Raw genomic sequence first — 17,460 nt, 5'->3', positions numbered from 1 at the left:
GGCCGGGGCCCAACACCCCGGTTCAGCCTGTCGGTTCGGGACCCGGACGAGCGCGGTCCGTCCGGGACCCGGCCCACCGCACGGGCCCTGCCCGTCAGTTCACCGCGTCGGTACCGGAAACGGGCTCGGAGCGCAGGGGGATCGAGCAACGGTCGGAGAAGCCCTGCCCGGTGAGGCCGAAGGCGCTGTTCGCCCGCGAGCGGAGGTTCTCCACCGCGACCATCAACGTCAGCTCGACGAACGCCGGTTCGCCCAGCCGCTCCAGCAGCTCGGCCGCCAGCTCGTCGGTCACCGCGGGCTCGGTCTCCGTCATCGCCTCCGCGTACTCCATGACCAGCAGCTCCAGTTCGCCGAACAGCCCCCGGTGCGCACGCCACTGGGGCACGTGCCGCACCCGCTCCAGCGGCAGCCCCTTCTCCTCCGCCTCCCAGTAGCCGAAGTCCACACACCACGAGCAGCCGATCCGGGCCGCCGACACCATCACCGCCAGGTGCTTCAGCCCCGGGTCGAGCGCCTTCCACCGTTCCACCTGGGCCTCCAGCACCGCGTTGGCCAGCAGCGCCCGCGGGTGGTGCCCGGCGGCGGCCAGCGGGTCCAGCCGCGCGCCGAACCTGCGCCGCGAGTACCACTCGGCGATCCGTACGACGAGACCGCGCGGCGGGTCGAGCGAGATGCGGGCCATGGTCATCCTCCCTGTGCCGGGCCGTCTCCGGCCCTTCTCGGTTCCCGGGTCCGCGCCCTGGGAGGCCGGTTTCCGGCTTCCGTCTCCCGGACGCGCGGCCCCCGAGGGGGCCGGTTCCCGTCCTGTTCCGGCGGCGTCGCGCCGGTGCCACCCCTGTGACGGATCGCCGCGCCGGGATGTGACATCCGCGTGCGGCGGCCACCGCGCGGCCACCACACGTCTCCGGCTCCGGCGCGCGAGGCCGGGCACGGAGGTGGCGCGAGAGGCGACGGGACCGTGGGGCGAGAGGTGACGCGAGGGGCGACGGGACGGGTGACACGAAAGCGGAGGGGCAAACCCCGCGCAAAGGAACCGCAAAGCGCGCTCGCTCGTTGCCCCGCCATGACCGCAATGACTCCTGGCTCCAACCTTCCGCTGACCGCGCCCCGAGTGGCGGTCGATGTCACCGCGCCCACCCGGCTCGACATCTCAGGCCTGCTGCTCGGCCCGGACGGCAAGGTCCGCTCCGACAACGACTTCGTGTTCTACAACCAGCCCACGGGCCCGGGTGTGACACACGGCGGCGGCCAGGTCGACACCATCACGGTGGACACCGGAGCCGTCCCGGCGGACGTCGACAAGGTCGTCGTCACCGCCAGCCTGGACGCCCCGGGCGCCACCTTCTCCGGTACCGAGCCCACCGCCACCGTGCGGGACGCCGGTTCCGGAGCCGTCCTCGCCACCTTCACCCCGCCCCGGCTCGGCAGCGAGACCGCGCTGGTGATGGTGGAGGTCTACCGCAGGAACGGCGCCTGGAAGGTCCGCGCCGTCGGCCAGGGGTACGCCAACGGCCTCGGCGGTATCGCCACCGACTTCGGCGTCAGCGTGGACGAGGAGCCGAGCGCCCCCGCCCCGCGGGCTGCTCCCCCGGTGGCCCCGGCTCCCTCCGCGCCTCCGGCCCCCGCCGCCGCGCCGCCGCCCCCCGGCAAGATCAATCTGGACAAGGGCACCGTCAACCTGCGGAAGAACGAGACGGTCTCGCTGGTCAAGGGCGGCCAGCCGGTGCTCACCTCGGTGCGGATGGGACTCGGCTGGGAACCGGCCTTCCGCGCGGGGAAGCGGGTCAAGGAGATCGACCTGGACGCCTCCGTCATCGCGTACGACGCCAACCGCAAGAAGGTGGACGTCTGCTACTTCGGCAAGCTCCAGATCCTCAAGGGCGTCATCCAGCACTCCGGCGACAACCTCACCGGCGAGGGCGCGGGGGACGACGAGTCCATCACCGTCCACCTCGGTGACCTCCCGGCCGAGGTCTCCGGGCTGGTCTTCACGGTGAACTCCTTCTCCGGCCAGAAGTTCACGGACGTCGCCAAGGCGTACAGCCGCCTGCTGGACGGCCGGACGGGCGAGGAGCTGGCCCGCTTCGACCTGACCAACTCCGAGGCGCGCACCGGGGTTCTGATGTGCAAGCTCATCCGGCAGTTCTCCGGCGAGTGGGAGATGACCGCCCTCGGGGAGTACGTCGACTCGCGCACCGTGCGCGGCATGATCAAGCCAGGCGGCGCCGCGCTCTGACGCCCGGCCCGGGGAGCGCCCGTCGGTGCGGCGGCCGACGGGCGCTCCGGGCGGCGCGGGCCGTGGCCGTCCATACCCGCCCGGGCCCGTCCGTACCGGTCAGGCGGTGCTCAGCCCTCCTCGGCGTCCTCCGGGTACCAGCGCAGTTCGACGGTGTTCCCGTCGGGGTCGCGGACGTAGACCGAGTAGGCCGTGCCCCGCGCGCCGAAGCGCTCGACGGGCCCCTCCAGCACCGTGAAGTCGCCCGAGTCGACGACCTGCCGCCACTCCAGCGGCTCCACCACCAGGCAGAAGTGGTCGACGTTGGACTCGCCGCGCTCCCCCGCCAGTACGTCGATGATGGTGGTCCCGGAGACCCGGACGGAGGGGAACGGCACCTTCCCCGCCCGCCACTCGTCCACTCGGACCGGTTCCATTCCGAGCCGTCCGCAGTAGAAGTCCAGTGAGCGCTCCACGTCTCCCGTGGTGAGCACCAGGTGGTCGAAGTCCGTTACCCGCAGGGCGGTCTTCCGTTGGTTCACGTGTCCCCTCGTTCCTCAGTGACGTCGTCCCGGAGGCCGGTGCCCCGGCGACCCGGGAACCTCAGCGAGCAGGGGCCGGCGGCCCCCTCACGTAGTTCAGACGGACGAGTCCCCGAAGTCCAGACGTAACGGTCAACGCGTGGGATATCTCCGCCTGTTCGACGAGATCAACTGGACGCGGCCGGAACCGGACCCTCGGGTCCGAGTCCTCGGTCCCCGGCCTCGGCACCCAGGGTCAGCCCCCGGGTCTCGGGTTCGGAGACTCAGGTTCGGGCTCAGGTTCCGGGCAGCGCCTCCTGCTCGGTCTCGTTCGGCGGTGGGTCGGGCGCCAGGCGGAGCCGCACCTTCGCCCGGCAGTCGGGGCCGAGACCCCACATCCGGGAGACGCGGTCGCGCAGCACCGCGCCACACATCCGGCAGTGACGCGCGTCCGGTGGCTCGGGGACGCTGTCCGGCAGCGGTTCGTCGGGTCGGTGGCTCACCCCTCCGGTGTAGCATCCCGCGCCGACAGCCGGAGCCGACCAGTCCGAGCCGGACACCCGTTCCGCCCGGCCGTCGCCAACCACCGCTGCCACACGGCCCGTTCCGCACGGCCGTACACAACCACCGCTGCCGCGCGGCCTGTTCCGCGCCACGGGTACCGCGCGGCCGGTCCCCCGGCGAGCCCGCCCGGCCGCCCCGTCTCGTCCCGCCTCCCCGACGGGCGTTCCCCGGGCGGGAGTTCACGGACACCGGGGAGGCGGCCGCGCGGACCGCGCGCGGTGGCAGGGCTCGCCTCAGGCGCGGGAGCGGGCCTTGAATGCCGCCTTGCGGGCCTCCTTCGCCGTCCGGCGGTCGGGGTGGACACGGCCCATGGCCTCCAGGACGTCACCGGTCGCCGGGTGGTCGACCCGCCATGCCTTGTCGAAGAAGCCGGTGTGCTGGTCGACCAGGCCCTGGACCAGCTCCTGGAGTTCGGCGGCCTCGCCCACCGCCGTCAGCTGCGCGGCGATGGTGTCGACGGTCAGCCAGAAGACCATCTCCTCGTCGGGCTGCGGCACGTCGGCGGCGCCACGCTCGGCGAGCCACACCCGCGCCAGCCCGCCGAGCTGCCGGTCGGCCAGCACCTCCCGGAGCGCGGGCTCGGCGCTCGGCCCGATCAGGGTGAGCGCCTGCTGGCAGGCGAGCCGCCGGGAGGGCGCGTCCGCGTCGTTACCGCGCGCGGCGGTCAGCAGCTCCCGGGCGGCGCGGCCGTGCCCGTCGTCGCTGGCGTCCGCCGGGCGCGCCGCCAGCCAGCACTCGATCTCGGCCTGCGCGCTGGCCTCCGGGTAGCCGGGCAGGGTGTCCAGCAACTCCCGGGCGTCAGCGGTGGCGAGGTCCCCGACGGCGGGGGCGTCCAGCCCGGCCTCGCGCATCCGCGCGCGGACGCCGTGCAGGCCGAGCGGGGTGAGCCGGACCATGCCGTAGCGGGAGACGTCCTCGTCGTCGAGTTCGGGGAGTTCCTCGGACTCCTCCGCCTCGCGGGTCAGCTCCTCGTCGACCGGGCGGTACTCCAGCAGGCCGATCGGCGTCAGCACACGGAACTGGCCGTCCAGCCGCATCATCGCGGTGGAGACCTCCTCCAGCACCTCGTCGGTCGGCTCCTCCATGTCCTCGGGGACGGTCATCGAGGCGGCGAGGGCCGGGAGCGGCAGCAGCGCCCCGGAGGCCACCGTGGCGTCGCTGACGGTGAGCAGGTAGAGGTTGCCGAGCGCGCTGTCGAGGAACCCGGCCGCCTCCTCGGGGTCCCAGTCGAGCTGGTCCATGTCGATCGAGGACGGGTCGGCGGCCGAACCCTCCACGACGGCCTGGAGATCGCCCAGCAGCTCCTCGAAGGTCGGGGTCACCGCCTCGGCGAGCACGCACTCCATGCCCTCTTGCCAGATCTCCAGCACGTCGGCCGGGGAGCCGGAGAGGAGCCGGGGCAGCGCCTCGCCGGACGTGGCGGTGCCCACCGGCTCGTCGGCGGCCAGGCCCCCGGTCCCGCCGGAGGCGCCCTCCCCGCCCTCGGCCGGGTCGTTCTCCTCGAACTCGACGAGGCCGGTGTCCACCGCGAAGTTCCACGCCTCGGCCGCGAGGTCGGCGGCCTCCCGCTCCTCCTCCCCGGCGATGTCGCGCGCCGCCCCGGCCTCGGCGAGGCCGAGGTGGTCGGCGGCCTCCTTGAGCTGCCCGGCGAGCAGCTCGCCCCCGGCGCCGACGGGCACTCCGGACTCGGCCCAGCGGGCGAGCCGCGCGGCCCGGGAGAGCAGCGGCGCCGCTAGGGCCTCCCGGGCCAGCTCGGCCTCGGAGGGCAGCCGCACGGGCGGCATGGTGGAACGGGCGTCACCGGTCATCAGCGCGTTCATCTCCTAGAGCTGTTACGGGGGTTGGCCGGGCGGGTGGCCCCGGCCCCGGCGGTGGAGTGGGGTGGGGCCCCGGCGCGGCGGGACGGGACGAGTGGACGCTCCCGGTCGGGTCCGGGCTGACGTCGGCCCCCAGCGTAGACGGGATCTGTCCGCCGCTGCCCGAATCGTGCGCCCACCACACAACCGGAGGAGCACGTCCGTCTCCCACGATCCGTCACGCCCTTGACAACTGGCGTTTCCCGGCCAGGCTGAACGCGCGTAGACACTGCGCGACACATCCTCGTCCCCAACTCCCCCGCCGCCAGCGCGGGGTCCCCACACCGGAGGGAACCGTTGTCGTCTCGAACCAGCCGTACCTGCGCGATCACCGTCGCCGCGCTCTGCTCCTCGCTCCTGCTCGTCCCCTCGTCCGCGGTCTCGGCCGCCCCGCTCCCGGCGGACGGCCAGCGGATCCACGACATCCAGGGCAGTAGCCGGATATCGCCCCTCGTGGGGAAGGAGGTCACCGACGTGCCGGGCGTGGTGACCGCCGTCCGCGACTCCGGCTCCGCGCGGGGCTTCTGGCTCCAGGACCCGAAGCCGGACGACGATCCGGCCACCAGCGAGGGGATCTACGTCTTCACCGGCGAGGAGTCCCCCGACGTGACGGTGGGCGACGCGCTCCGCGTCTCGGGGAAGGTCGCGGAGTACTACCCCGGCGGCGAGGAGTCCGGCGGCCAGTCCGTCACCCAGCTCACCGGGGCCAGCTGGACGGCCACCGCGCGGGAGGCCGAACTGCCCGCCACCTTCCGGCTGTCGGCGGACAGCGTGCCGGACCGGTACGCCCCCGGGGCGGACGGCGAGAACATCGAACCGCTCACGCTCCACCCGAAGAAGTACGCCCTCGACCGGTACGAGGCGCTGGAGGGCATGCGGGTCGCCGTGGAGGACGCCCGGGTGACGGGCGCCACCTCGTCCTACGACGACCTCTGGGTGACGGCGGACCCGCGGCAGAACCCCACCCCGCGCGGCGGCACCCTCTACGGGGGCTACGACCAGCACAACGGGGCGCGGCTGAAGGTCACCTCGCTGCTCGACCCCGAGAAGAGCCCCTTCCCGCGGGCGAACGTGGGCGACACCCTGTCCGGCGCCACCGCGGGCCCGCTCGACTACGACCAGTTCGGCGGCTACACCGTGCGCGCCACCGCGCTCGGCGAGCACGAGGACGGCGGGCTGGAGCGTGAGCGCACCCGGCCGCACGAGAAGGACGAGCTGGCCGTCGCGACGTACAACGTGGAGAACCTCTCCCCGCGGACCGAGCCGGAGAAGTTCGACCAGCTCGCCGAGGGGCTGGTCACCAACCTCGCCTCGCCCGACATCGTGATGCTGGAGGAGGTACAGGACGACACCGGGCCGGACGACGACGGCACGGTCTCCGCGGGGAAGACGCTCGACCAGCTGACCGAGGCGATCGCGAAGGCGGGCGGCCCCGCCTACGAGTACCGCCAGATCGACCCGGAGGACAAGGCGGACGGCGGGCAGCCCGGCGGCAACATCCGGGTCGCCTTCCTGTACAACCCCGAGCGGGTCTCCTTCACCGACCGGGAGGGCGGCGACGCCACCACCCCGGTCGAGGTCACCGAACGGGACGGGGAACCGGCGCTCAGCGCCTCGCCGGGCCGCGTCACGCCGCAGGACGACGCCTGGGAGGCGAGCCGGAAGCCGCTGGCCGGGGAGTTCCGCTTCCAGGGACGGCCGGTGTTCGTGGTGGCGAACCACTTCAGCTCCAAGGGCGGCGGCGACCTAGAGGGCGACCAGCCGATGGAGGGCCGCTTCCAGCCGCCCACCCGGCACTCCGAGCCGCAGCGCGTCGAGCAGGCGAAGCTGCTCAACTCCTTCGTGCGGGACATCCGCGACGTCGATCCCGAGGCGCTCGTGGTCACGGGCGGGGACTTCAACGACTTCGGCTTCTCCCCCACCCTGGACGCGCTCCGCTCCGGCGGCGCGCTCACCAGCCCGATGGACCGGCTGCCGGAGGAGGAGCGGTACGGCTACGTCTTCAACGGCAACTCGCAGACCCTCGACCACATCCTCACCAGCCCGGGAGCGGGTACGCCGGAGTACGACATCGTGCACGTGAACGCCGAGTTCGCGGACCAGACCAGCGACCACGACCCCTCGGTCACCCGGATCACACTGCCCTGATCCGGCCCCGGTCACCGGACCCGGCGGGCTCCCGGCCCCCGGGTCCGGCCGGGCTCCGGGCCCGGTTCAGCCGCGTCTCCCGGCTCAGCCGCGCGGGGGCGCCCAGCCGGGGGCCGTCGCCGGGCCGCCCCCGGGCACCCCGGCCGCCGTCTCCGGGCCGCCGGGCGGGGCCGGTTCGGCGGCGCCGTCCTCCCCCATCAGGTCCCGCACCAGCAGCGCGGCGCCCGCCACGGCGCCGGGCATCAGCACCACCGCCGCGAGCGGCAGCAGGTAGAGCAGCACCAGCGGGACGCCGAAGCCCAGCGCGAGCGCCCGGCGGCCGCGCAGCAGCCGCAGCCGCTCCCGCACCGGTACGTCCCGGCGCTGGAGACCGACGGAGGCCAGCTCGACCGTGAGGAAGAAGCCCGCGACGGCGAAGCCCGCGGCGGGCACGACGGTCTGGCCGAGCACCGGCACGAAGCCGAGGAAGAACAGCGGGACGCCCCAGAGCGAGGCCCGCCACAGCAAGTAGAGGCTGTCCCGGAGGGAGATCCACAGCTCCTGCCAGAGCGGGCGGTCGGCCCCCTCGGGGCAGTCGCCCTCGGACCGCTCGACCTCCTCGGACAGCCGCTCGTAGAACGGGTCCCCGACAAGCAGGGTGACCGCGGTGAAGGTGAGGACCGCGAGCAGCAGCACCGCGACCCAGAGCAGCACAGCGAAGACCCCGCGCAGCAGCCCGGGCCAGGGGGACGCCCAGTCGTCGGCGAAGGGCGTCGCCCAGGCGACGACGTCGTCCGCCCAGAAGGCGAGCGCGGCGAGCGCCGCGGCGTAGAGCACCAGGGTGATGAGGGCGGGCAGCAGACCGAACCCCAGCCACCTGCCGTGACCGAGAACCCAGCGCTGACCTCGCCCCAAGTAGCGGATTCCCGCCGCCAGTTCACGCATCCGCACACCCTACCCAGGGTCGCGGGGCCGCCCGCGCGGGCCGCGCGCCGGCCCCGGCACGCCGACGGGCCCCGGCGCCACGCGGTCGGGGCGTGACGCCGGGGCCCGGCGGTGGCGCGTCAGTTGGCGTGCAGCGCCTCGTTGAGCCCGCCCCAGGAGCCGGTGCGCTGGAGGGCCTCGACCGTGCCCGTGGTCGAGTTCCGGCGGAAGAGCAGGTTGTGCGCACCGGACAGCTCCAGCGCCTTGACGACCTTCCCGTCCGGCAGCGTGACCCGGGTGCCGGCCGTGACGTACAGTCCGGCCTCCACCACGCAGTCGTCCCCGAGCGAGATGCCCACCCCGGCCTCGGCGCCGAGCAGGCAGCGCTCGCCCAGCGCGATGGTCTGCGTACCGCCGCCGGAGAGGGTGCCCATGATCGAGGCGCCGCCGCCGATGTCGGTGCCGTCCCCCACGACCACCCCGGCGCTGATCCGCCCCTCCACCATGGAGGCGCCCAACGTCCCGGCGTTGAAGTTGCAGAAGCCCTCGTGCATCACGGTGGTGCCGGAGGCCAGGTGGGCGCCGAGCCGCACCCGGTCGGCGTCCGCGATCCGCACGCCCAGCGGCGCCACGTAGTCGGTCATCCTGGGGAACTTGTCGACACTGGTGACGGCGAGGTGGGTACCGGCCGCGCGGGCCCGCAGCCGCGCCGCGTCCAGCTGGTCCAGCGGCACCGGACCGAGGCTGGTCCAGGCGACGTTGGCGAGCAGCCCGAAGACGCCGTCCAGGTTCTGCCCGTGCGGCCGCACCAGCCGGTGGCTGAGCAACTGGAGCCGCAGGTAGGTGTCGTGGGTGTCGAGCGGCTTCTCCTCCAGCGAGGCGATCACCGTGCGGACGGCCACCACCTCGACCCCGCGCACCGGGTCGGGGCCGAGCGCCTGGGGCGCGGCCTCGCCGAGCAGTTCGGCGGCGCGCTCCGGGGCGAGCCGCTCGGTTCCGGCTGGGCCCGGCCGCTCCACGAGCTCTGGCGCGGGGAACCAGGTGTCCAGCACGGTGCCGGCCGGGGCGGTGGCGCCGTCTTCCAGGGTGAGCGTGGCGAGCCCGGCGGCGACGGCGCCGGTGGTGCGAGTGGCGGATGCTTCGGTCATACCGGCACGCTATCGGCCTTCGGTGCGGGGGGACGAACCCGGCCCCCGGTGCGCCGACGTCACCAAGACTGCCAAGGCTGCCAAGGCTGCCAACACAGCCAACACAGCCGCGGGAGCCAGCCGGGCCGGGCCGGCCCTCAGCCGATGATCCGGGCGAGCGCCGAGCGGACCTCGTCCCGGTCGAGGGGCTGGTCGGTGAGGAGCACGCGGAGCAACAGGCCGTCGATCAGCGCGGTCAGCGCCCGGGCCGTGGCCATGTCCGGGACGTGCCGGGCGAGGACGGTGGCCATCGAGTCCATCCACGCCTCGGCGACCGGCTGGAGGGCGGGGCGGCGCAGCGCGGCGAGGTACAGCTCGTACTCGACGCGGATGCGGCCGCGCCCACCCGAGGTGTACTCCTCCAGCACCCCGGTCAGCGCTTCGGTCAGCGGGACGCCCTCCCCGAACTCCTCCTCCCAGCTCTCGACAGCCGCGCGGGGCTCCCCGGTGAGCTGTTCCAGGGCGGCGACGAGCAGGTCGTCGAGGCTGGCGAAGTGGTAGGTGGTGGAGCCGAGCGGTACGTCGGCCTCCGCCGCGACCGAGCGGTGGCTCAACGCCCCGATGCCCCGCTCCTCGACGATCCGGATGGCGGCGGTGATGATGCGCTGGCGCCGTTCGGGGTCGTAGCGGCGGGCCATCAGTGGGCTCCGCCCAGGTTGAGTACGACGACGCCGGCCACCACCAGCAGCACGCCGAGGATCTTGGCGGCGTTGACCGGTTCCCCGATGAAGACCATGCCGATGGCGGCGATGGCGGCGGTCCCGGCGCCGGACCAGATGGCGTACGCGGTGCCGATCGACATCTCCCGGAGGGTCTGCGCGAGCAGCCCGAAGGCGATGAGGTAGCCCAGCGCGGTGCCGAGCGAGGGCCAGAGCCTGGTGAACCCGTCGCTGTACTTCATGGAGGTGGTGGCGAGTATCTCGGCGAGGATCGCTCCCGTGAGCGTCGCGTACATCATGCGTACGAGTGTACACATCGATGCGTACGCCCGTACACACCCGCGTCTCCCCTTCCCGGGAACCGCTCGCCGCGCCGGAGTCGGGCCCACACAGCACGACGGCCGCACCACCCCGAACGGGGTGGTGCGGCCGTCGTCGCCCGGCCGGAACCGGGTCAGACGTTGAAGCCGAGCGCCCTCAGCTGCTCCCGGCCGTCATCCGTGATCTTGTCCGGACCCCACGGCGGCATCCAGACCCAGTTGATCTTGAGTTCCTTGACGATGCCCTCGGTGGCCGAGTGCGCCTGGTCCTCGATCACGTCGGTCAACGGGCAGGCCGCGGACGTCAGCGTCATGTCGATGGTGGCGATGTTCTCGGTGTCGATGTGGATGCCGTAGATCAGCCCGAGATTGACGACGTCGATCCCCAGCTCCGGGTCCACCACATCCATCAGCGCCTCGCGGACCTCGTCCTCGTTCGCGGGCTTCGTGGCCGCGTCCGTCATGCCGCGCCCCTCTCCTTCTCCGTGGACGGTTCCCCGCCCGTCTCGCCCAGCGCCTGGGCGGTCGCGTCCTTCCAGGCCATCCAGCTCAGCAGCGCGCACTTGACCCGCGCGGGGTACTTGGAGACGCCAGCGAACGCCACCGCGTCCTCCAGCAGTTCCTCCATCGTGTCGTCCGGCTCCAGCTGGCCCCTGGACTGCATCAGCTCCAGGAAGGACTCCTGGATCCGCCGGGCCTCCGCCAGCTCCTTGCCCACCAGCAGCTCGTTGAGCACCGAGGCGCTGGCCTGGCTGATGGAACAGCCCTGGCCCTCGTAGGACACGTCCTCGACCGTGTGCCCGGCGTAGCGCACCCGCAGGGTGATCTCGTCACCGCAGGTGGGGTTGGTGTGGTGCACCTCCGCGTCGCCCTCGCGGAGCCCGCGCCCGTGCGGATGCTTGTAGTGGTCCAGGATCACGTCCTGGTACATGGAGTCCAGCTTCACGAGTAAGTCCGTCCGTCAGCCTGAGGCACCGTGCTCGCCGCTTGCCTAACCGAAAAAGTTCCGTACGTACTCCAGCCCCTCGGCCAGGGCGTCAACCTCGGCCGGAGTGGAGTACAGATAGAACGACGCCCTCGTGGTCGCGGGAATTCCGTACCGCAGGCAGACCGGCCGCGCGCAGTGGTGGCCGACCCGCACGGCGATGCCCTGTTCGTCCAGCACCTGGCCCACGTCGTGCGGATGGATGTCGCCCAGGGTGAAGGAGATCGCGGCCCCCCGGTCGGCCGAGCTGGCCGGTCCGATGACCCGCAGGTCCGGGATCTCCGCGAGCCGCGCCAGGGCGTACTCCGTCAGCGCGTGCTCATGGGCCTGGATGCGCTCCATCCCGATGCCGGTGAGGTAGTCCACGGCGGCGCCCAGCCCCACCGCCTCCGCGACGGGCGGCGTACCCGCCTCGAACTTGTGCGGCGCCGGGGCGTAGGTGGACGAGTTCATGGTGACCGTCTCGATCATCTCGCCACCCCCCAGGAACGGCGGCAGGTCGTTCAGCAGCTCCTGACGGCCCCACAGCACGCCTATCCCGGTGGGACCGCACATCTTGTGCCCGGTGAACGCGACGAAGTCGGCCTGGAGCCGCTGGACGTCCAGCACCATGTGCGGCGCGGCCTGCGAGGCGTCGATCACCACGAGGGCGCCGACCTCCTGCGCCCGGCGGACGATGTCCTCCACCGGGTTGAGCGTCCCCATGATGTTGGACGCCAGCACGAAGGAGACCACCTTCGTGCGCTCGGTGATCAGCTCGTCGATGTTCGACAGGTCGAGACGGCCGTCGTCGGTCAGGCCGAACCACTTCAGCCGGGCCCCCGAGCGCTGCGCCAGCAGCTGCCACGGCACGATGTTGGAGTGGTGCTCCATCTCCGTGATGACGATCTCGGTGTCCCGCTCCACGCGGTAGGGCTCGTCGGCCCAGCCCAGCATGTTGGCCACCAGGTTCAGCGACTCCGAGGCGTTCTTGGTGAAGATCACCTCGTCCCGGCTGGGCGCGTTGACGAAGGCCGCGATCTTGTCCCGCGCGCCCTCGTACAGCGCGGTGGCCTCCTCCGCGAGGACGTGCACCCCCCGGTGCACGTTCGCGTTGTGCCGCTCGTAGTAACCGGTCATCGCGTCGAGCACCGGGGTGGGCGTCTGCGAGGTGGCGGCGTTGTCCAGGTAGACGAGCCGCGCGTCGTCGTGCAGCGTGCGATCCAGGATCGGGAAGTCCTTACGGATCGCGTCGGTGTCGAGCAGGCCGGTCAGGCCGTGGCCAGTGGTCTTCACGCGCTAGCAGCCCCCTTGACGTACCGCTCGTAGCCCTCCTCCTCCAGCCGGTCCGCCAGCTCCGGACCGCCGGACTCGACGATCCGGCCCCGCGCGAAGACGTGGACGTGGTCGGGCTTGATGTAGCGCAGGATGCGGGTGTAGTGCGTGATCAGCAGGGTGCCGACATCCCCGTCCTCCCGGACGCGGTTGACCCCCTCGGAGACCACGCGCAGGGCGTCCACGTCGAGCCCGGAGTCGGTCTCGTCGAGGATCGCCATCTTCGGCCGGAGCAGCTCCAGCTGAAGGATCTCGTGCCGCTTCTTCTCACCGCCGGAGAAGCCCTCGTTGACGTTCCGCTCGGCGAAGGACGGGTCGATCTGCAACCGCTCCATCGCCTCCCTGACCTCCTTGACCCAGGTGCGGAGCTTCGGGGCCTCGCCCCGCAGCGCCGTCGCCGAGGTGCGCAGGAAGTTGGAGACGGAGACGCCCGGCACCTCCACCGGGTACTGCATGGCCAGGAAGACACCGGCGCGAGCGCGCTCGTCCACCGACATCGCGAGGACGTCCTCGCCGTCGAGGGTCACCGATCCACTGGTGACCTGGTACTTCGGGTGACCGGCCAGCGAGTAGGCCAGGGTGGACTTGCCGGAGCCGTTCGGGCCCATGATCGCGTGCGTCTCACCCTGCCGAACCGTCAGGTCGACGCCGCGCAGGATCTCCTCCGGGCCGCTCTCGGCTTCGACGGAGACGTGCAGGTCGTTGATCTCAAGCGTTGCCATGGGGACTTCAGGACTCCTGGGTGACGGAGACGAGCACGTCGTCCCCTTCGATCTTTACGGGGTACACGGGGACGGGGCGGACGGCGGGCGGCCCGGAGGGCTCACCCGTCCGCAGGTCGAAGCGCGAGCCATGCAGCCAGCACTCGATCTGACAGTTCTCCACCTCGCCCTCGGAGAGGGCGACGTTCGCGTGCGAGCAGATGTCGTTGATCGCGAACACCGAACCCTCGGTGCGGACGACGGACACCGGCACGCCGTCGAGTTCGACCCGCTTGGGCAGATCCTCTTCCAGCTCACTCAGCGACGCCGCGCGCTGGTAGCCGAACACACTCTCCACGCTCATGCCACCGACGCCTCCAGCTCCGTCTCGATCCTGGCGATCAGCCGCTCCTGAAGCTCCGGAAGGCCGATCTGCTGCACCAGCTCCGCGAAGAAGCCGCGCACCACCAGCCGCCGGGCCTCCTGCTCCGGGATACCGCGCGCCATCAGGTAGAACAGCTGCTCGTCCTCGAAGCGCCCGGTGGCCGAGGCGTGCCCGGCTCCGACGATCTCGCCGGTCTCGATCTCCAGGTTGGGGACCGAGTCGACCCGCGCCCCGTCCGTCAGGACGAGGTTGCGGTTCAGCTCGTAGGTGTCGGTGCCGGTCGCCGCCGCCTGGATCAGCACGTCACCGATCCACACCGCGTGCGCGTCCGTGCCCTGGAGCGCCCCCTTGTAGGCGACGTTGCTCCGGCAGTTCGGCGCCTCGTGGTCGACCAGCAGCCGGTGCTCCTGGTGCTGGCCACCGTCGGTGAAGTACAGCCCGTACAGCTCGGCCTCCCCACCGGGACCGGCGTAGCTCACCCGGGGGTTGAGCCGCACCAGGTCGCCGCCGAAGGTGACGACGATCGACTTGAAGGTGGCGTCCCGCCCGACCAGCGCGTTGTGCTGGGAGCAGTGCACCGCGGTGTCCTCCCAGTCCTGCACCGAGACGACCGTCAGCTTCGCGCCGTCCCCGAGGACGAACTCGACGTTCGCGGCGCGGACGCCGTCCCCCTGGTGGTCGATGACGACGACGGCCTCGGCGAAGGCGCCGACGTCGAAGACGGTGTGGCCGTAGGTCACCCCGCCCTCGCCGTGCAGCCTGACCCAGACGGGCTGGTCCAGCACCGCGTCCTTCGGCACCGAGATCACCGTGGCCTTCTCGAAGGCCGAGAACGCCTGCGCCGCCACCCGGTCGACGGGCTTCCCGGCCCGGCCGACTCGGGCGTCGTCCCGCCCGGCCGCCTCGACGGTGACGACCTCCGGGGCGTCGACCGAACTCCGCAGGGAGCCGGACGCCTCGGCGGTGCCGTCGTGCAGACCGCGCAGCCGCTCCAGCGGGGTGAAGCGCCACTCCTCCTCGCGGCCGTGCGGCACCGGGAAGTCCGCCACGTCGAAGGAGGGCGGCGCGCTCATCCGGGTAGCGGTGGTGGACTCGGCCGTCACCGCTGGAAGGACCCCGGGTCGGAGCCTGGATCCGGCGGTCTCCGAACCGACCGGAATGTTCTGGGCCTCAGCCATGGCTGTCGTGTTGCTCGCTTTCTGCTTCAGTGATTTCGCCCGCCACCGGCGAGCGCCGACGGGTCGCCCCGCTGCTCGCGCACCGGCCGGTGCGCGCCCGCGGGGGTGTGCACCGGTCCGCCCGGCTAGCCGACCGCGCCTTCCATCTGGAGCTCGATCAGCCGGTTCAGCTCCAGCGCGTACTCCATCGGCAGCTCCTTGGCGATCGGCTCGACGAAGCCACGGACGATCATCGCCATCGCCTCGTCCTCCGAGAGGCCCCGCTGCATCAGGTAGAACAGCTGGTCGTCGCTGACCTTGGAGACCGTCGCCTCGTGCCCCATGGTCACGTCGTCCTCGCGGACGTCGACGTAGGGGTAGGTGTCCGAGCGGGAGACGGTGTCGACCAGCAGCGCGTCGCACAGCACGTTGGACTTGGAGTTCTCGGCGCCCTCCCCGATCTCGATGAGACCGCGGTAGGAGGTACGCCCGCCGCTCCGCGCCACCGACTTGGAGACGATGTTCGAGGAGGTGCGCGGCGCCATGTGGACCATCTTCGCGCCGGCGTCCTGGTGCTGTCCCTCGCCCGCGAAGGCCACGGAGAGCGTCTCGCCCTTGGCGTGCTCCCCCATGAGGTAGATCGCCGGGTACTTCATGGTGACCTTGGAGCCGATGTTGCCGTCGACCCACTCCATCGTCGCGCCCTCGTAGGCGACGGCACGCTTGGTCACCAGGTTGTAGACGTTGTTCGACCAGTTCTGGATGGTCGTGTAGCGGCAGCGGCCGCCCTTCTTGACGATGATCTCCACGACCGCCGAGTGCAGCGAGTCCGAGTTGTAGATCGGCGCGGTGCAGCCCTCGACGTAGTGCACGTAGGCGTTCTCGTCGACGATGATCAGCGTCCGCTCGAACTGGCCCATGTTCTCGGTGTTGATCCGGAAGTAGGCCTGGAGCGGGATGTCGACGTGCACGCCCGGCGGCACGTAGATGAAGGAACCGCCGGACCACACGGCCGTGTTCAGCGCGGCGAACTTGTTGTCGCCCGCCGGGATCACCGTGCCGAAGTGCTCCTTGAAGATCTCCGGGTGCTCGCGCAGCGCGGTGTCGGTGTCCAGGAAGAGGACGCCCTGCTTCTCCAGGTCCTCACGGATCTGGTGGTAGACCACCTCGGACTCGTACTGCGCGGCGACACCCGCCACCAGCCGCTGCTTCTCCGCCTCGGGGATGCCCAGCCGGTCGTAGGTGTTCTTGATGTCCTCCGGGAGGTCCTCCCAGCTCTGGGCCTGCTCCTCGGTGGACCGCACGAAGTACTTGATGTTGTCGAAGTCGATGCCGGAGAGGTCCGAGCCCCAGTTCGGCATGGGCTTCTTCTCGAACAGCCGGTGCCCCTTCAGCCGCAGCTTCAGCATCCACTCCGGCTCGTCCTTCTTCCCCGAGATGTCGCGGACGACCTCCTCGGACAGGCCGCGCTTCGCCGCGGCGCCCGCCGCGTCGGAGTCGGCCCAGCCGTACTCGTAGGTGCCCAGCCCATCGAGTTCGGGGTGGGCGGTCTCGGTCGGAGCAGTCATGCGGGGTTCCTCCCGGCGTCTTTCACGGATGGTGCGGGTTCTGAACGGTCTGCGGGTCCTGCGCGGTCCGCTGCTTCGAGGCGGCCGGCGGGAGCCGCGGACCGGGCGGTTCCGTCGGGCCCCGGGGCGCCGGAATCCGGCTCCCCCTCGGCCCCGGCGGCCGACCGGGGTCTGGTCCGCGGGATGAACGTGGTGCACACCCCGTCGCCGTGGGCGATGGTCGCCAGCCGTTGCACATGGGTGCCGAGCAGACGGGAGAAGACCTCGGTCTCCGCCTCGCAGAGCTGTGGGAACTGTTCGGCGGTGTGCACCACCGGGCAGTGGTGCTGGCAGAGCTGCTCGCCGGCCGAGCCGGGCGCGCCGCGCGCAGTGGCAGCGTACCCGTCCGCGCTGAGCGCTTCCGCCAGTGCGCGGGTGCGCTCCTCGGGCGGGACGCGCTCCAGCAGGTCGCGGTACTTCTCGGCTTGGTCGGCCAGGCGCGCGCGGGCGAACTCCGCGATCGCCGCCTCGCCCAGCTCGCCGCCGCCCGCGCTCCGCGCGATCCAGCGCAGGGCGTCCGCCGCCAGCTCGTCGTACGCCTGGTCGAAGGCGTCCCGCCCGCCGTCGGTGAGGGCGAAGACCTTCGCCGGACGGCCCCGGCCACGCGAGCCGTACACCCGCTTCTCCCGGGCCTCGACCACGCCCTCGGCGGCGAGCGCGTCCAGATGACGGCGGACCGCCGCCTGCGTCAGCCCCAGCCGACGGGCCAGCTCGGCCGCGGTGGAGGGGCCGTGGTCCAGGATGGAGCGCGCGACCTTGTTCCGGGTGCCGCTCTGCTCGTCCAGGGCGGAGGAGGACAGCGCCGAGCCGCCGACGGCCTGCTCAGCCGTCGGTCGCGTCCGCTGACCGTCACCCTGCTTTTTCACAACGTCATTGTTGCGTAATTCCGCGAAGCCGGGCAAGCGGCGCCGGGAGCCGGGCGGAATGGACTGCGTCAC

The 17,460-nt window shown here is 72.1% G+C and carries 18 protein-coding genes; 2 read left to right on the top strand and 16 right to left on the bottom strand.

The window, feature by feature from the left end; genetic code table 11:
* Positions 1–94: 94 nt before the first annotated feature.
* A complete protein-coding gene (locus E0L36_RS05990) occupies positions 95–682 on the bottom strand; it encodes a carboxymuconolactone decarboxylase family protein (RefSeq protein ID WP_180927772.1) in 588 nt (195 codons plus the stop codon).
* 381 nt (positions 683–1,063) lie between these two features.
* On the opposite strand from E0L36_RS05990, the gene E0L36_RS05985 reads away from it, so the two are divergent.
* Positions 1,064–2,236, top strand: a complete 1,173-nt coding sequence (locus E0L36_RS05985; protein WP_180927771.1) for a TerD family protein — start codon at positions 1,064–1,066, stop codon at positions 2,234–2,236.
* A gap of 110 nt (positions 2,237–2,346) precedes the next feature.
* On the opposite strand, the gene E0L36_RS05980 is transcribed toward E0L36_RS05985, so the two are convergent.
* From E0L36_RS05980 to E0L36_RS05970, 3 genes are all read right to left on the bottom strand, one after another.
* Positions 2,347–2,736, bottom strand: coding sequence for a VOC family protein (locus E0L36_RS05980; RefSeq protein WP_180928633.1), 390 nt, complete (start codon positions 2,734–2,736; stop codon positions 2,347–2,349).
* 296 nt (positions 2,737–3,032) lie between these two features.
* Positions 3,033–3,239, bottom strand: coding sequence for a DUF6011 domain-containing protein (locus E0L36_RS05975; protein ID WP_180928719.1), 207 nt, complete (start codon positions 3,237–3,239; stop codon positions 3,033–3,035).
* A gap of 294 nt (positions 3,240–3,533) precedes the next feature.
* Positions 3,534–5,108: a hypothetical protein gene (locus tag E0L36_RS05970; protein ID WP_180928632.1), complete on the bottom strand. Its 1,575-nt coding sequence runs from the start codon at positions 5,106–5,108 to the stop codon at positions 3,534–3,536.
* A gap of 345 nt (positions 5,109–5,453) precedes the next feature.
* Between E0L36_RS05970 and E0L36_RS05965 the strand changes: the two genes are divergently transcribed.
* Entirely contained in the window at positions 5,454–7,304 is a 1,851-nt protein-coding gene (locus E0L36_RS05965) for an endonuclease/exonuclease/phosphatase family protein (RefSeq protein ID WP_180927770.1), read from the top strand.
* An 84-nt stretch (positions 7,305–7,388) separates the two neighbouring features.
* On the opposite strand, the gene E0L36_RS05960 is transcribed toward E0L36_RS05965, so the two are convergent.
* The 12 genes from E0L36_RS05960 to E0L36_RS05905 form a co-directional block, all read right to left on the bottom strand.
* Complete coding sequence (locus E0L36_RS05960; protein ID WP_180927769.1) at positions 7,389–8,228, bottom strand: EI24 domain-containing protein; 840 nt, start codon at positions 8,226–8,228, stop codon at positions 7,389–7,391.
* Between the two features lie 119 nt (positions 8,229–8,347).
* The gene (dapD, locus tag E0L36_RS05955; RefSeq protein WP_180927768.1) at positions 8,348–9,355 is read right to left on the bottom strand and encodes a 2,3,4,5-tetrahydropyridine-2,6-dicarboxylate N-succinyltransferase; all 1,008 of its coding nucleotides are present in this window, start codon (positions 9,353–9,355) and stop codon (positions 8,348–8,350) included.
* A gap of 137 nt (positions 9,356–9,492) precedes the next feature.
* Positions 9,493–10,032: a TetR/AcrR family transcriptional regulator gene (locus tag E0L36_RS05950; protein WP_180927767.1), complete on the bottom strand. Its 540-nt coding sequence runs from the start codon at positions 10,030–10,032 to the stop codon at positions 9,493–9,495.
* Positions 10,032–10,352, bottom strand: a complete 321-nt coding sequence (locus tag E0L36_RS05945) for a multidrug efflux SMR transporter (RefSeq protein WP_180927766.1) — start codon at positions 10,350–10,352, stop codon at positions 10,032–10,034. Before E0L36_RS05945 ends, E0L36_RS05950 begins: the two co-directional genes overlap by 1 nt.
* Before the next feature lie 155 nt (positions 10,353–10,507).
* Entirely contained in the window at positions 10,508–10,837 is a 330-nt protein-coding gene (locus tag E0L36_RS05940; protein WP_180927765.1) for a metal-sulfur cluster assembly factor, read from the bottom strand.
* Positions 10,834–11,319 carry a Fe-S cluster assembly sulfur transfer protein SufU gene (sufU, locus tag E0L36_RS05935; RefSeq protein ID WP_180927764.1) on the bottom strand — a complete coding sequence of 162 codons (486 nt, stop codon included), beginning with the start codon at positions 11,317–11,319 and terminating at the stop codon, positions 10,834–10,836. Before sufU ends, E0L36_RS05940 begins: the two co-directional genes overlap by 4 nt.
* Positions 11,320–11,364: 45 nt before the next feature.
* Positions 11,365–12,633, bottom strand: a complete 1,269-nt coding sequence (locus E0L36_RS05930) for a cysteine desulfurase (protein WP_308416645.1) — start codon at positions 12,631–12,633, stop codon at positions 11,365–11,367.
* The gene (sufC, locus tag E0L36_RS05925; protein ID WP_180927763.1) at positions 12,630–13,394 is read right to left on the bottom strand and encodes a Fe-S cluster assembly ATPase SufC; all 765 of its coding nucleotides are present in this window, start codon (positions 13,392–13,394) and stop codon (positions 12,630–12,632) included. The genes E0L36_RS05930 and sufC overlap by 4 nt, the downstream gene beginning before the upstream one ends.
* Before the next feature lie 7 nt (positions 13,395–13,401).
* Entirely contained in the window at positions 13,402–13,737 is a 336-nt protein-coding gene (locus E0L36_RS05920) for a non-heme iron oxygenase ferredoxin subunit (protein WP_180927762.1), read from the bottom strand.
* A complete protein-coding gene (gene sufD / locus E0L36_RS05915; protein ID WP_180927761.1) occupies positions 13,734–14,936 on the bottom strand; it encodes a Fe-S cluster assembly protein SufD in 1,203 nt (400 codons plus the stop codon). The genes E0L36_RS05920 and sufD overlap by 4 nt, the downstream gene beginning before the upstream one ends.
* Before the next feature lie 125 nt (positions 14,937–15,061).
* Entirely contained in the window at positions 15,062–16,483 is a 1,422-nt protein-coding gene (sufB, locus tag E0L36_RS05910; protein ID WP_180927760.1) for a Fe-S cluster assembly protein SufB, read from the bottom strand.
* Positions 16,480–17,388, bottom strand: coding sequence for a metalloregulator ArsR/SmtB family transcription factor (locus E0L36_RS05905; protein ID WP_180927759.1), 909 nt, complete (start codon positions 17,386–17,388; stop codon positions 16,480–16,482). Before E0L36_RS05905 ends, sufB begins: the two co-directional genes overlap by 4 nt.
* Between the last annotated feature and the right edge of the window lie 72 nt (positions 17,389–17,460).

Origin of the sequence: Streptomyces sp. AJS327, assembly GCF_013450295.1 — a bacterium.
In the GTDB taxonomy this organism is placed as follows: domain Bacteria; phylum Actinomycetota; class Actinomycetes; order Streptomycetales; family Streptomycetaceae; genus Streptomyces.
The sequence above is the reverse complement of the archived record's forward strand: the minus strand, read 5'-3'. Positions and strand labels throughout refer to the sequence as shown.